Here is a 15,671-nt window from a genome sequence, read left to right as displayed (position 1 = left end):
CTGAAAATAGATAGATGATTTTTGGTGATTGGAGGATATAGAATGCCAGAGAATGTATTATTTGCGTTTGGTTTGACGTTAATGGCGGGTCTTGCTACAGGGATTGGAAGTATTTTAGCTTTTTTTACTTCTAGAACAAATACGAGGTTTTTATCATTGGCTCTAGGATTTTCAGCAGGTGTTATGATCTATGTTTCAATGATCGAGATATTTGTAAAGGCACAAGATGCTCTAACTGGTTCCTTAGGGGATGGACTGGGTAACTGGATTACCGTGGCAGGCTTCTTTGGTGGTATGCTGTTAATTGCTTTAATTGATAAACTGATTCCTAAACAGGGGAATCCTCATGAAATTAAGAAGGTAGAAGATATGACGAATAAGGATCCTAGTCAAGATGCAGCCTTACTTAAAATGGGGGCCTTTACGGCGCTAGCGATTGGAATTCATAACTTTCCTGAAGGGATAGCAACATTTACATCCGCCTTGCAGGATCCGGCCCTTGGTGTCGCGATTGCGGTTGCAATCGCCATTCACAATATTCCAGAAGGAATCGCAGTATCTGTACCAGTATATTTTGCAACGGGTGATAAGAAAAAAGCATTTAAACTGTCATTTTTATCAGGTTTGTCAGAACCAATTGGTGCGATTGTTGCTTTTCTTTTCTTAATGCCTTACCTAAATGATGTGATGTTTGGGGTTATATTTGCTGCCGTTGCTGGAATTATGGTGTTTATTTCATTGGATGAATTACTACCTGCGGCCAAAAAATATGATGAGGCCCATATTTCCATCTACGGTTTAATTGCCGGAATGGCGGTAATGGCCGTAAGTCTTTTACTATTTATTTAATGTGGAAAAAACGCTTAGAAGCCGAACTGTGGAAGATGTGCACAGTTTACTAATCTGAGCGTTTTTCTTATGCCTTACATAAGAAAATTGAGAGGAAAAGTAATCAGTAGTTTGAAAATCAAGGAAATCTGTACAATAATAAAGGGTAGATATTAAATAAAACTTTCTGAGGGAGTATTATGGAAAAAAAAGCAAACAAATCAAGACATTTAGCAGCCATTTCACTCATCGTGATGGGAGCTGGCTTTTTACTGACGATTCCTGTTCAGGACACACTTTGGGGGAAACTACTGCAGGGCGGTTTTGAAGCGGGCCTTGTAGGGGGATTAGCTGACTGGTTTGCGGTTACAGCCTTATTCCGTCATCCACTTGGACTTCCCATTCCTCATACAGCTTTGCTTCCGAAAAATCGCAAAAGGTTAACGGAAGCATTGGTTAAAATGTTAGAGAAAGAGTGGCTGACAGTAGCAAGTATTATGGAGAAAATAAAAAAAGTGAATCTTTCGGAAATCATCTTAACCACCATCATTCGGGAGCTTCAATCTGATCATGTAAAAAAGGTATTTCATACGCTTATTAAGGATTCAATTGAAAAAGTTGATTTTACTAAGCTTACTCCTTTGTTGGAAAAGGAATTAAAGGGATATCTTTATTCGATCGATTCTTCAAAAATGCTTAAATCAGTAGCAGATGGTGTTGTCATAAGGAAATACGACGAAGCCGCTTTTGATTATATTTTAGGGGAGACAGGAAAGTGGGCGGCCACCGAAGAAGCAAAACAGACAATGGGCAAGGTTGGAAAGCAGCTCATTGAAACGACGGAGGCGGATGGGTTGTTAAAATTTGCCATCCAATCCTTTAGCAACTTGGTCAACGAAGAAAAGATTGGGCAAATGATGCAAACCTTCATTTTAAACAGAATTGTGAATGTAAGTCGCCCAGATAACCGGTATCGTAAATTAATTTTAGATTGGATTAAAAAAGAGCTGGTAGAAATAGACAAGCGTGAGAAACTAATGGATGAAGTGAACGATTGGAAGATAAAGCTAGTGGATGATTTTGATATGCAGCCTCAGCTCGATTCCCTTTTAGAGACGGCAAAGGATAGACTTAGGGAGTTTGTTAATCAAGAGGACTTTGTCGACAGTTATGTGAACCCTATTATTCTCCAGTACATTAATGATCTAAAGGAAGACGAAGAAAAAATGTCGTCTATTGAAAGCTGGTTACACGTCAAGGTTGCTGGAGCAATAGAAAGCAATCATTCTAAAATAGGGGTCCTTGTTAAGGAAAACCTGGATAAACTCGATACAGAAACACTCATAGACATGATGGAGAACAATATCGGCAAGGATATTCAGTGGATACGTGTGAACGGGGCTGTCTGTGGCTTTTTTATAGGGGTTTTCTTGACTGTCTTTAAGCTTGTTATCTAAGAAAAACTCGGTAAATTATGCTGAGTTCGAAGGTCTCTGAACTAAGAAAGGCAAGGGAATTCCATTATGAGTCACTATTGGCTGTGTTTAATACATTGTTGATTGGACGGAAATCAACAGCCACGTTTTAATACAGTTAACTTGATAAAAAGGTGGCGAGCAAACTGAGTCACCAAATAGAGAGAGAAGGATTATGATGGAAAGACAGCTTGCCAGAAAAAAACTAGGTGGGAAAGAGAAAATTTGGACAAAGGACTTTATCTTAATTTGTTTTGCTAATTTTTTTATTTTCCTCGGATTTCAAATGACTTTACCAACGATTCCTTTATTTGTAGAACATCTAGGTGGGAACGATCAGTTAATTGGGATTGTCGTTGGAATTTTTACATTTTCATCATTATTACTCCGACCATATGCAGGTCATGCCCTTGAAACAAAGGGTAGAAAGTTTGTTTATCTAATCGGGCTGCTGATTTTTGTGATTTCAGTAGGCTCCTTTGGCTTTGCAACGGGGATGTTTTTCCTATTTTTCCTCAGGATTATTCAGGGGGTCGGCTGGGGATTTTCCACTACAGCATCTGGTACAATCGCCACCGATGTTGTCCCAGCTAGTCGAAGGGGTGAAGGACTAGGGTATTATGGTCTTTCAGGAAATCTAGCCCTCGCGCTAGGTCCTTCCCTTGGACTTGCTTTAACTGGGGTCATGTCCTTTAAGATGCTGTTTTTCGTCTGTGCAGCACTAGGGCTCATGGCTTTTTTGATGGCATCAAAAATTCATTATAAAGAAGTCGAAAAAAGCAGTGTTCCTGTAACAAACCCTAAATGGGATATTTACGAGAAGAGTGCCCTTCAGCCTTCGATGTTATTGTTCTTTATTACCGTTACATTTGGAGGAATTGCCACATTTCTTCCGTTATATTCAGCCCAAAAAGCGATTCCCGGGATTGAATGGTATTTTTTAATCTATGCCATGTTTCTAATGATTTCGAGAACCTTTTCAGGACAGCTTTATGACCGGAAAGGGCATCAAGCAGTGTTTATCCCTGGGGCTGGAATGATTCTAATTGCGATGGTTCTTTTAGCGTGGCTACCTAATAGCTTTATTTTATATGTTGCAGCTGCCCTTTATGGTCTGGGCTTTGGGTCCATTCAACCGGCATTACAAGCATGGGCTGTCGAAAAGGCCCTACCTAATAGAAAAGGCATGGCCAATGCGACATTCTTTTCATCATTTGACCTCGGTGTAGGAATCGGGGCAATTGCCTTTGGCCAAATCGGCCATATTTGGGGCTATTCAAGCATTTATCTCACCTCCGCCCTATCCGTTTTAATTTCCATCCTTTTGTACATCTATTTACTATTTAAAAATAAACAAGCCGAGTCCTTATAGACATCGAATGGCAATATATTTTTTGGAGGGCAGAAACGTTTACTATTGATAACGTTTCTGCCTTTTTTTTGTACGTTATGTTATTGGACATTGTGATGTTGCTTACCGTTGATTGGAGCGGAAGGTACTCGACTCCTCGAAAATGAACTGCACATTTTCTCGTGCGTGGGCTTATTCAAGGAAGTTTTTCAATGTCCTGCGGGAGTACGGGGCAGGGGAGACCCCACAGGTGCCTAAGGCACCGAGGAGGCTCCCCGGCACGCCCGCGGAAAGCGAAGCCGCCTGGAACGGAAATCAACAACTATGTTTTAGCATAATTACTAATTTCAAAGGACTTTTTCAGTGCCCTATGTGTTTGCACCCTGTTGATTGAAGCGGAAGGCGCCCGCCCCGCTGTTCGCTGAGCGGCTGGAGCGGAAATCAACAACCCGGGTTAAGACAGTCTAAAAAGAAAAAAGCAGAAACGTATACTATTGATAACGTTTCTGCTTTTTTTATATATGAACAAACTATTAATAAACCAAGAAAGAATCTGTAAATATTATGGTGCAGAGTTGATTCTTGACCGTTGACAAGCTAACTTAAGGATAAGGAATCAATTTTAGGTGAGGGGATATAATGAAGATTCTTGTTATAGAGGATAATGAGAGTGTTTGTGAAATGATAGAGATGTTTTTTCTTAAGGAAGGGATAGATGGAAAATTTATCCATGATGGTTTGGAGGGCTATAACGAATTTAAGACCAGTGAATGGGATCTATTAATCGTTGATTGGATGTTACCGGGGATGGATGGGGTCACCCTTTGTCGTAAAATTAGAAGGGAAAATAGTGAGGTCCCAATTATCATGTTAACGGCCAAAGATAGTGAATCGGATCAAGTATTAGGGCTAGAAATGGGAGCGGATGATTATGTCACTAAACCATTTAGCCCATTAGCTTTAATGGCTAGAATTAAAGCGGTTGCCCGTCGTTACCAAAAGAATAACGGGGATGCGGATAAGGGGAATATCCTACAGACGAAGTATTTGAGTATAAATAAAGACTCAAGGGAAGTTTTTCTTGGAGGTACATTGATTCAAAATTTGACGCCTAAGGAATTTGATCTTTTATCCTATTTTGCCCAGCATCCACGACAGGTGTTCACGAGGGACCAGCTGCTAGAGAGGGTCTGGGGTTATCAGTTTTATGGAGATGAGCGGACGGTTGATGTTCATGTCAAACGGTTGAGGAAAAAGATTGGTACTGATAGACAGCCGTTTGTCCACACGGTCTGGGGAGTCGGCTATAAATTTGATGAATCGGTGGAAATGAATGAAAGTTAAGTACCTTTACCAACAAATAGTTAGTCATCTGGGAGTATTACTTGTCGCTTTTATTGTTTTAAGCTTACTATTCTCGCAGTACATTGAAGATCTTGTTTATCAAAATAAAACAGATGAGTTAATCAGTTACGGAGAAAACATTCTGTTAGATTTAGAACGGGGCAATTGGTCAGAACAGGTGATCAATCAATATGCAAACGTGTTATTTGGAAGAGATATTCAATTTAGTGTCTTTGATGAGAAGATTAAACTGTTGAATCCAATTCGCTGGCAAGGTCCGCCTCTTGTTTTGACAGAGAAAGAATGGAGACAATTGCAAGCAGGAGCACCCATTGTAAGCAAATATGATTTAAAAAGATTTGATCAGCATGTTACCTTTGTTGCTTTACCATATATTGTTCAAGGGAATTTTGTCGGTGGAATTTTGTTAACGTCACCTATTGAAGGAACACAAGAAATGATTAGCAAAATTAATCAGTATTTACTTTATGCCGCCTTGATTGCTCTTGGAGTTTCCGTATTACTGAGTTGGCTGCTTTCTAAAGTTCATGTGAATCGTATTAAAAAAATTCAGGAAGCGACCTCAATGGTGTCATCAGGAAATTACAATGTGAACGTTCCTTCCTCAAGCTTTGATGAAATTGGTGAATTAGCGCAAGACTTTAACAAAATGGTGCATAAAATCAATACCTCAATGGAGGAAATTGAGAGTTTGGAGAATCGCAGGCGACAGTTCATGGCCGATGTTTCTCACGAAATGCGTACACCACTTACAACAATTAGTGGTGTGATTGAAGGATTAAGGAATGATATGATTCCGGAAGCTGAAAAGGAAAAAGGAATGAATCTGGTCAGTAAGGAAACAAAACGTTTAATTCGACTTGTGAATGAAAACCTTGATTTTGAAAAAATTAGATCGAACCAAGTGAAACTCAACAAAGAGTTAATTGAGGTAGAGGAACTTTTAGAAATTATTAAAGAACAACTTTTTTTACAGGCAGATGAAAAGGGAAATAGAATTCACTTAGAAATAGAAGAAGGGGCAACGCTATTCGCTGATTATGATCGAATGCTGCAAATTCTAATAAATATTACTAAAAATAGTATTCAATTTACCAACAATGGTCAGGTTACTTTGAGAGGGAAAGTTGACGGGAATTATACGGTCATTGAAATTGAAGATACGGGAATAGGAATGGATCCTGAAGAAATCGAGAAAATTTGGCGTCGGTTTTATAAGGCAGATATATCAAGGACCAGTAATCCTTACGGTGCTTTTGGTTTAGGTTTATCCATCGTCAAGCAACTTGTTGAGCTCCATGAGGGTAAAATTACTGTAACCAGCCAAAAAGACAAAGGAACAAAGTTCTTCATTAAAATACCATTAGAACAACGATAACGGTTAAATTCAGATGGGTCTGACAATTAGTTGTCGGACCTCATTTTGTGATTATCCTGAGCATTAGGCTCCATTGTCAATTAGTAGGTAAGACCTTTCAAAGGCAATCCATTTATTAGTTTTCGATTATATTTAAAAAGTACGTCGCATTTTGTTAATAAATTGTTCATAACTCCTAGGTAAGATAAATACAGGTAAGAAATTACTAATTGTATAGGAGGAAAGAGCATGAGCGATTTATATAAGCAACCAGAAGTGCCGGTAGAGCGTGCGGTATACGCGAAAAAGACTAAAAGTGGATTCAAAAGGTTTTTATCGACAATAACAGCAGGAGTCATTGGATCAGCTCTTACACTTGGCGCTGTCACCTATACAGATTATTTTGATTCTCTAAAACAAACGAGCAATCAACTTGCTCTAACAGAAGATAAAACAGTAGAAGAGGGACTGGCTAGTATCGTTCCTACATCGACAGCTGGCTCTACTTCTTCGATTGCGGATATAGTAGAAAGTTCGTCTAAGGCCATTGTCGGAATTACCAATCTCCAGAATCAGAATGACCCCTACTTCGGTAGTCAGGATGATGTAGAAAGTGGCACGGGTTCGGGTGTGGTCTTTAAGACAGTGGAAGGCAGCGCTTATATTGTTACTAATAACCATGTGATAGAAAAGGCGAACAAGGTAGAGGTGTCCCTATATAACGGGGAAAAGACGACAGCTGAAGTAGTAGGGGCAGATGCCTTAACTGACCTTGCGGTAATAAAAATTGACAGTAGTTATGTAACAGACATTCTAGAGTTTGGTGACTCCTCGCAGTTAAGACCTGGTGAGCAAGTAATGGCAATTGGAAATCCACTGGGTCTCGATTTATCCCGCACCGTTACACAAGGAATCATAAGTGCAATTGATCGTGATATTGCTGTTTCCACCTCAGCAGGTCAATGGGAACTAAATGTTATCCAAACAGATGCAGCGATTAATCCGGGTAATAGTGGCGGTGCGTTAATTAATACGAGTGGACAAGTTATCGGTATCAATAGTTTGAAAATTTCTGATGATGGTGTTGAAGGACTTGGATTTGCCATTCCAAGTAATGATGTCGTGCCAATCATTAATCAGTTAATTGAGTATGGAAAAATTAATCGTCCGTATCTTGGTGTTAATTTAGCTGATTTAGCTGAGGTACCCGGAATGTACCTTCCGAATCTTCCAGAAGGTGTAACAGCAGGAACAATGATTACCCAAGTAGATACAAATTCGGCTGCAGGAAGAGCGGGCTTAAAGGCACAAGATGTTATTGTTCAAATTGACAATCAGTCGGTCGAAAATGCGAGTGATTTACGTAAGTATCTGTATGAGCATCTAAAATCTGGCGACAGGACCACCGTAAAAGTTTATCGTGATGGGAAAGCGATTGACGTTGAAGTAGAGTTTTCTAATAGTCCGGAATGAAAAAAGATCCCTTCTGGTTTTCTGAAGGGATCTTCTAACGTTCTATGCTTCATTTGAAACGGGTGTATCTAACTTTAGAACATTTTTACGAATGAATGGAATGACCCATCTGTCTAGACCATAACGTCCGGCATTATATCCTGCAAAGGCAATGAAGACGCCCATAATAATGTCTGTTGGGTTATGGGAAACAGTTCCGGCAAAGAAGAAGGCAAAATTCATGACAAGACCAAAGAATGCAGCGGCGGTAGTTAAGCACCCAAGCATAAGCCCAAGACCAACAGCTGCTTCTCCCCAAGGAATCAAGAAATTAAAGAGCTCAACATTTGGAATCGCAAAGGCTTCAAGAAATGTCGTGTACCATGGATAAACGGCTACGCCATCAGGACCCATTACGGGATTTGCTGCAGCATTTTGTAGGTAACCGTTGGCGTCAAACCCATCAACGATTTTGTGATAACCAGCTATAAACCAAGCATAACCTAAGTAAATACGAACGACCGCGAGAATACCAGCAACAATATTGTTTTGTCTTAACGCTTTTACAATCATTTTAATCACTCCTAAAAGTAATGAATTATTATCTCACTCTTAAGATATCAAATTACTACTAAAAAGAGTGGGAATCTTTAGTGAATTCAAATTTCTGTAAAAAAGTTATGAACATAATATGACATACTACTCATCTAGTCACTTTCTTCATATTAAAAGGTGGCGCGATATTAAATCAGCGCCACCTTTTTTCTTTGGTCGGTTAAATTGGTCAGTTATTTAAAAAGAATGCTAATTCAACAAATGGACTTTACTAGAATTACGGCGTATGCATTAATGGTTTAAAAACTTAACACAAACTGGATCAGGTACTCTCACATCTTTTTGCAGCAGGCTTAGTTTTCCAGTCTCAAGGTCTCTAGAAAACAACACGAGATTACTTGAATTTTGATTTGCTACGATAAGAAATTTTTCAGTAGGGTCTAATATAAAATCACGAGGCCAGTGTCCTTCTGTAGACGTATGCTCAATAAATCTTAATTCAAAGGTTTCAGGGTGGACCTTGAAAGCAGCAATGCTATCATGCCCGCGATTTGCAGCATAGACAAATCTACCATCAGTTGAAATATGAATCGCACTTCCTTGGTTGTTTTCCGTAAAGCTTTCAGGAAGGGTAGAGATGCTTTGACGTTGTTCAAAACGCCCATCTTCCGTATTGTATTTCAAAACGATTACTTCTGAGCTGAATTCAGTCATCACATAGGCATACGGTACACTTGGGTGGAAGACTAGATGTCTTGGACCACTTCCGGGCTTCGTTGCAAATCTATTAGCTTCTATTAACTTGTCATTCTCTAGTCGGTAGGTAAAAATCTTGTCAATTCCTAGTTCAACAGCCACGATAAATTTTCCATCCGGCGTATAGTCAGCATAGTGACTATGAGCTTTTTCCTGACGTGGATCAGGGCCTGTTCCCTCATGCTTCACAATTGAAGCAGCTGGCAGAATGCCTCCATCACTAGTTAATTTATAGTAATCCACAGTTCCCTTATGGTAATTAGCCGACAGAACTGTACCGTTTTCGTTGGCGCTAACATGGCAAGGTGGTGCACCTTCGGATAAGGTACTATTATTAAATTGTAATTCTTCACCTTTTATAATTACAAAAGATGCTATGCCGCCGTTTTCTCCATCTTTTATAACAGAATATAGAAACTTTTGGTCTTCACTAATCGTCAAATATGTAGGGTTTTCTAGTTCAGCCGCCACCTTGATGTTATTTAGAGTCCCTGTCTCTGTATCTAAATGTAAGGAATATATCCCTTTGCTGTCTCCTTTAGTATATGTACCGATAAAGCCTAGAAATTGTTTGTTCGTAATCATTGCGGGTGATCCTCCTTGCTTACTTTGTCTAAAATCTATTTTACACCAAATAAGACCGGTACAGAAATAAGACCGGTACAGAAATTGTACAGGCCTTTAACATAAAACAGAAAGAACAATCATAGAATCAGTTTGTCTCATTATGGTTTGTCCAATCAGTAAAAGCGCCGGTGCCATTGCACCCATTACAGTCATACGGGGCGACATTAAAGACGAACTCTGTTGCGGGGAAAATGTGGTAGCCTCTGCCAAAACAATCCGGGCATTTATTTTGTTCTTTCATTAAGGAAACATGTTGTTGATATCTTGAATCTTTCCATTCATTATATGCATTTAATAGCCCCATTTTTATCACCTCATATCGTTCTTTATTATATTTACTATATGTGAACGATTTATACATTGTTAATGACAGAGGCCCGTAAATAAAGGGTTTTCAATAAAACGGTTACAAACAAAATTTAAATATAACGCCTTTAAGCTATGTCGAATTACTCTTTACATTTTTATCAAAAGGGAGTATATTATCTCTTTGTAGTAAGATATTCTGCTTACAAACCTACGGAATTTTAATATAAATATACTAGAATAGTAATTTTAAATTTATGAAAGCAGGTGAAAAAATGAAAAGCATCATTAATTTTGGTAAAAGAAGCCTTAATAATTATATGGGGTTTTTCTTTTTAGCCGTACTCCTTCTGTGGATAAAAACATATGCTGTTCAGATAACACAGTTTAGCCTAGGAGTTGAAAACTCCATCCAGTCCTTTCTGTTATTCTTAAGCCCGCTTGCTTCAGCAATTATTTTCCTTGGACTTGCCATGCTGAGAAGGGATAATAAGAAATACCGCTGGCTTCTTATTAATTACTCAATTTTAAGTTTCTTATTATATGCGAATGTAATGTATTACCGCTTCTTCAACGACTTTATTACGCTCCCAACTTTGTTTCAAACGCAAAACTTTGGTGACGTAAGCTCAAGTGTCTTTACTTTAATGAAACCGTATGACTTGCTGTTCTTCGTTGATTTTATTTTGCTAGCAGTTCTTGCATCAAAGCGTTTAAACATCATTAAGTTAGATACAACTAAAGTAAGCCTTAGAACGATTGCGGCTGTCCAATTGTTGGGCCTAGGTATATTTAGTGCAAATCTTGGTATGGCTGAAGCGGATCGTCCTCAGCTTTTAACTAGAACTTTTGATAGAAACTATATTGTGAAATATTTAGGTATGTACAATTACACCGTTTATGACGCCGTTCAAAGTACGAGGGCATCTGCACAGCGTGTTATGGCCGATAGCAATGATATTGTAGAAGTTATCAACTATACACAGTCTCAGTTTGCTGAGCCTAACCCAGATTATTATGGGGCTTTAGAAGGTCGCAATGTGATTTATATCCATTTGGAGTCTATCCAAAATTTCTTAATTGATTATGAACTACATGGGGAAGAGGTTATGCCATTCCTTAATTCTTTGACCCGTGATACCAATACGCTTTATTTTGATAATTTCTACCACCAGACTGCTCAAGGTAAAACAGCAGACGCAGAGTTTATGATAGAAAACTCCCTGTTCGGGTTGCCTCAGGGTTCTGCCTTTTCAATGAAAGGCTTAAATACCTACCAGGCGGCACCAGCTATTCTGTCACAGCAGAAGGGCTATACATCAGCTGTTTTCCATGGTAACACGAGATCCTTCTGGAACCGGGATGAAATTTATAAGTCGTTTGGGATGAATCAATTTTTTGACTCTAGTTATTACGATATGAGTCCAGAAAATGTCACGAATTATGGATTAATGGATAAGCCATTTTTTGAGGAGTCTATTCCATTACTTCAGTCTTTGCCGCAACCATTTTATTCAAAGTTTATTATGTTAACGCACCATTACCCGTTTACAATGGATCAAGAGAAAGCAACATTGGCAAAGCATGATACGGGTAGTAAAACGGTTGATAACTTCTTCCAAACGGCCCGCTATTCTGATGAGGCATTAGAACAGTTCTTTAATGACCTTAAAGAATCTGGACTATACGATAATTCTGTTATTGTGATTTATGGAGACCATTATGGAATATCTCAAAATCATAACAAAGCAATGGAAGTTGTTTTAGGAGAAGAAGTAACACCTGCTGTAAGTGCCCAATTGCAAGAAGTCCCATTAATCATTCACTCTCCAGGTCTAAAGGGTGGAGTGAATCATACCTATGGTGGACAAATTGATTTGAAACCAACTTTGTTGCATCTTCTTGGAGTTGATTCAGAGGAATATGTTCATTTAGGAACAGATTTACTTTCTGAAGAACACAGAGAACTAGTAGCGTTCCGTAATGGTGACTTTGTTAGCCCGACTGTAACATCTGTAGAAGAAAAGTATTATGATACAAATACAGGTGAACTTCTCGAAGAGACAGAAGAATTTGTTCAGATGAAACAAATCGTTAGACAACAGTTAGATTTATCTGATAAAGTCGTGAATGGTGATTTATTAAGATTCTATTCACCAGAAAGCTTCACAACTGTTGATCGTTCCAACTATAGTTATACCAATGGATCTATGAATGAAGAACAATAAGGAACAATATACAGAAAAGCTGCCTATACAAGGCGGCTTTTTGTTGTTTATAATTTAAGTCCTGTTAAAGGTGCTGACTGAAGCGGAATAAAAGTGCTAGAGCGGAAATCAACATACATGTTGTTAACCGTTTTTAATGTACGAAAATTTGAACGAAGTCATGTCCTTAATTGAGTAGCCAGCTATAGAAATAAGCGGAGAATTTCCCGTTAAATGCAGATTAGAGCTCGTTTTGGGGGAAATAAGGGGAGTTTTTCCGCTTATACAATTCAAAATTAACTATTTTCACGTTCTTGAGTCAATTAAGCGGAATATCTCCCTCTATTTTCTCTATTTTCAGTGGCATTTCTTAATTAAGGGGAATTATTCCGTCTATTATCAGATCGAAGTGCCTAACCTAACCTAATCCTTATCCGACAAGAACGAACGCTCACGGTCCCAGATTTCTTCTCTCATAATTGATGACTGTTTTCTGTAGAAAGATAACCTGGTCACTTAGTATTCAGCTTAAAAAGGAACAAAGTTTGAGAGAAGAGCCTTTAAAAAATACTTAGAAATATAAAAAAGTTTAACACTGTCACAAAATAGTCATTGCATTCGACATTGAAAATCATTATCATTTAATTATAGTTAATTATTAGGTAAAATTTATAAACTGTTTAAAATCAATCTACACAAAGAATGATGCAATTCTTAGAAAGAGTAAGGAATCTATTATGAAACTCATTTATTTGGTTATTAGCTTCATTGTATTATCCATCACTTCGCTGTTTATCGGAGTGCAAAATATTTCACCTTTGGATATTTTTAGTTTAACTGAAGACCAAGCTCACGTCCTTTTTGTTAGCAGGTTCCCACGGCTAATGTCCATTATCCTTGCGGGAGTGGGGATGGCAATCTGTGGTCTGATTATGCAGCAGCTCACTAGAAACAAGTTTGTATCACCAACAACCGCAGGAACAGAGGATTCCGCAAGGTTTGGGATCATGGTTTCCATGTTATTTTTCTCTGGTGCAGGTCAGTTAGGCAGAGTCCTTGTAGCTTTCTTCTTTGCCCTTCTAGGCACATTCATTTTTATGAAAATACTAGATAGAGTGAAGTATAAAGATGCCATCTTCATCCCGCTTGTGGGAATGATGTTTGGTAGTATTGTTGGTTCAATTACAACCTTTTTTGCTTATAAGGAAGATTTAATTCAGAATATGTCCTCCTGGTTGCAAGGGAATTTTTCACTGATGATCCAAGGACGTTATGAACTCTTGTATATAAGCATTCCGCTAATCCTTATCGCATACTTCTATGCGAATAAATTCACGATTGCCGGGATGGGAGAAGAGTTTGCAGTAAATCTTGGGTTGAATCATAAGCAGATTATGAATATTGGTTTGGTTATTGTTGCTTTAATTACTTCAGTTGTCGTTCTTACCGTCGGGATGATTCCGTTTTTAGGATTAATTGTTCCGAATATTGTTACGATGTATCGGGGTGATCATTTACAGAAAAGCCTTTCTCATACAGCTTTGTTAGGGGCAGTCTTCGTATTAGCCTGTGATATACTGGGCCGAATTGTTATCTATCCGTATGAGGTACCGATTGGTCTAACTGTAGGCGTAATTGGAAGCGGGATTTTTCTTTACATGATTATGAGGAGAAAGGCATATGAGTAATAAAAATAAACTTGTCGTGTTAGCCGTAGTATCGCTTCTTTTAGCTGGAGCGTTCATATTTATTGATTTAGGGAACAATTGGGATTATGCACTTCCGAGAAGATTGAAAAAGGTTTATGCAATCATCTTAACTGGAGGAGTTATCGCTTATGCGACTATTATTTTCCAAACAATTACCAATAATAGAATTTTAACTCCAAGTATCATTGGTCTCGATTCCTTATACTTATTAATACAAACATTTTTAATCTTTGTATTTGGCTCAATGAGCTTTACCATCGCGAACGAAAATATTAACTTTCTAATTTCAGTTGGATTGATGGTTGTTTTTGCAGGCTTGTTATATAAGTTACTATTCCGGGGGAATGGTCAAAATATATACTTTCTATTGCTAGTCGGAATTATCTTTGGAACCTTTTTTAGAAGTATTACAGAGTTTATGCAGGTATTAATTGATCCTAATGAGTTTATGGTTGTACAGGACCGAATGTTCGCGAGTTTTAATAATGTAAAAACGGACCTTCTAGTCATTGCTACAATTGCGGTAATACTTGTGACCCTATACTCACTTAGGTTTATAAAATATCTAGACGTCTTGTCATTAGGTAAGGATCAAGCTGTTAATCTTGGGATTGACTATGATTATGTCGTCAAAAGGTTGTTGATTGTCATTGCGATTTTTGTCTCAATCTCAACCGCACTAGTTGGTCCAATCACGTTCCTTGGACTGTTGGTGGTAAATGTCGCTTATCAATTCCTTAATACTTATAAGCATAGTTATTTAATTATCGGATCTGTTTTTATTTCAATCATCGCTTTAATTGGTGGTCAACTAATTGTTGAGAGAGTCTTTACATTTAATACCACGTTAAGTGTCATTGTCAATTTCATTGGCGGAGTGTATTTCATCTATCTGCTGTTAAAGGAGAGTAAATAATCATGGTAGACGTTAAACATGTTTCTAAGGGGTATAACAAGAAGAATGTAATTAATGACGTGTCAGTGAAAATCGCCAAAGGGAAAATTACCTCTTTTATTGGTCCGAATGGGGCAGGGAAAAGTACATTGCTTTCAATGATTAGCCGTCTGATTGCTAAAGACGAGGGAGAAATCTATATTGATGGCATGGACCTTACCCGTTGTAAGAACAATGATCTCGCTAAAAAGATCTCGATTCTAAAGCAATCGAATAATATTAATGTTAGGCTAACAGTGAAGGAGCTTGTTTCATTCGGTCGTTTTCCTTACTCTCAAGGTAGACTTACAAAGGAAGATCGTCAGTTTGTAAATGAAGCTATCCGTTATATGGAATTAGAAGAGTTCGAGGATAGATATATCGACCAATTAAGTGGTGGGCAAAGACAGCGTGCCTATATTGCTATGGTTATTGCACAAGATACGGAATACGTACTACTTGATGAGCCCTTAAATAATCTTGATATGAAACATTCAGTTCAGATTATGAAGACATTAAGAAAGCTCACGGATGAACTTGGGAAAACGGTTGTTATTGTTATTCATGATATCAACTTTGCATCTTGCTATTCTGATTATATTGTTGCTATGAAAGATGGAAGAGTCATTAAAGAGGGAACAACAGACGAAATTATAACCCCTTCAGTATTAAATCAAGTGTATGATATGAATTTTAAAATTGAAGAGATTGATAGAGAAAAAATCTGTGTTTTCTACTCATAATAAAAA

13 protein-coding genes are annotated in these 15,671 nt (G+C 38.1%); 10 read left to right on the top strand and 3 right to left on the bottom strand.

Features of this window, described 5'->3' with window-relative positions:
* Positions 1-42: 42 nt before the first annotated feature.
* The 6 genes from zupT to BMX30_RS07075 all read left to right on the top strand — a co-directional run bounded on the left by zupT (position 43) and on the right by BMX30_RS07075 (position 7,849).
* Positions 43-849, top strand: coding sequence for a zinc transporter ZupT (zupT, locus tag BMX30_RS07100; RefSeq protein WP_090742894.1), 807 nt, complete (start codon positions 43-45; stop codon positions 847-849).
* Between the two features lie 179 nt (positions 850-1,028).
* Complete coding sequence (locus tag BMX30_RS07095) at positions 1,029-2,285, top strand: DUF445 domain-containing protein (RefSeq protein WP_090742890.1); 1,257 nt, start codon at positions 1,029-1,031, stop codon at positions 2,283-2,285.
* 193 nt (positions 2,286-2,478) lie between these two features.
* Positions 2,479-3,675, top strand: a complete 1,197-nt coding sequence (locus BMX30_RS07090) for an MFS transporter (RefSeq protein WP_425283742.1) — start codon at positions 2,479-2,481, stop codon at positions 3,673-3,675.
* A gap of 618 nt (positions 3,676-4,293) precedes the next feature.
* Positions 4,294-4,998 (top strand): response regulator transcription factor, encoded by a 705-nt coding sequence (locus BMX30_RS07085; RefSeq protein ID WP_090742885.1) that lies wholly within the window; start codon positions 4,294-4,296, stop codon positions 4,996-4,998.
* The gene (locus BMX30_RS07080; protein ID WP_090742882.1) at positions 4,988-6,397 is read left to right on the top strand and encodes a sensor histidine kinase; all 1,410 of its coding nucleotides are present in this window, start codon (positions 4,988-4,990) and stop codon (positions 6,395-6,397) included. The genes BMX30_RS07085 and BMX30_RS07080 overlap by 11 nt, the downstream gene beginning before the upstream one ends.
* A 228-nt stretch (positions 6,398-6,625) precedes the next feature.
* The gene (locus BMX30_RS07075; RefSeq protein ID WP_090742879.1) at positions 6,626-7,849 is read left to right on the top strand and encodes a S1C family serine protease; all 1,224 of its coding nucleotides are present in this window, start codon (positions 6,626-6,628) and stop codon (positions 7,847-7,849) included.
* A gap of 42 nt (positions 7,850-7,891) precedes the next feature.
* On the opposite strand, the gene BMX30_RS07070 is transcribed toward BMX30_RS07075, so the two are convergent.
* From BMX30_RS07070 to BMX30_RS07060, 3 genes are all read right to left on the bottom strand, one after another.
* Positions 7,892-8,401, bottom strand: a complete 510-nt coding sequence (locus tag BMX30_RS07070; RefSeq protein ID WP_090742876.1) for a DoxX family protein — start codon at positions 8,399-8,401, stop codon at positions 7,892-7,894.
* Between the two features lie 273 nt (positions 8,402-8,674).
* Positions 8,675-9,724, bottom strand: a complete 1,050-nt coding sequence (locus tag BMX30_RS07065; RefSeq protein ID WP_090742873.1) for a lactonase family protein — start codon at positions 9,722-9,724, stop codon at positions 8,675-8,677.
* A gap of 127 nt (positions 9,725-9,851) precedes the next feature.
* Positions 9,852-10,070, bottom strand: a complete 219-nt coding sequence (locus BMX30_RS07060) for a methionine aminopeptidase (RefSeq protein ID WP_090742870.1) — start codon at positions 10,068-10,070, stop codon at positions 9,852-9,854.
* Positions 10,071-10,347: 277 nt separating this feature from the next.
* Between BMX30_RS07060 and ltaS the strand changes: the two genes are divergently transcribed.
* The 4 genes from ltaS (at position 10,348) to BMX30_RS07040 (ending at position 15,665) form a co-directional block, all read left to right on the top strand.
* Positions 10,348-12,300: a lipoteichoic acid synthase gene (gene ltaS / locus BMX30_RS07055; protein WP_090742865.1), complete on the top strand. Its 1,953-nt coding sequence runs from the start codon at positions 10,348-10,350 to the stop codon at positions 12,298-12,300.
* Between the two features lie 716 nt (positions 12,301-13,016).
* The gene (locus BMX30_RS07050; RefSeq protein ID WP_090742863.1) at positions 13,017-13,967 is read left to right on the top strand and encodes an ABC transporter permease; all 951 of its coding nucleotides are present in this window, start codon (positions 13,017-13,019) and stop codon (positions 13,965-13,967) included.
* Positions 13,960-14,904, top strand: coding sequence for an iron chelate uptake ABC transporter family permease subunit (locus BMX30_RS07045; protein WP_090742860.1), 945 nt, complete (start codon positions 13,960-13,962; stop codon positions 14,902-14,904). Before BMX30_RS07050 ends, BMX30_RS07045 begins: the two co-directional genes overlap by 8 nt.
* Positions 14,905-14,906: 2 nt before the next feature.
* Positions 14,907-15,665 (top strand): iron ABC transporter ATP-binding protein, encoded by a 759-nt coding sequence (locus BMX30_RS07040; RefSeq protein WP_090742857.1) that lies wholly within the window; start codon positions 14,907-14,909, stop codon positions 15,663-15,665.
* The last annotated feature ends 6 nt before the right edge of the window (positions 15,666-15,671 follow it).

The organism is Mesobacillus persicus (assembly GCF_900109925.1).
In the GTDB taxonomy this organism is placed as follows: domain Bacteria; phylum Bacillota; class Bacilli; order Bacillales; family Cytobacillaceae; genus Mesobacillus_B; species Mesobacillus_B persicus.
This window is presented reverse-complemented; position numbering and strand designations above follow the sequence as displayed.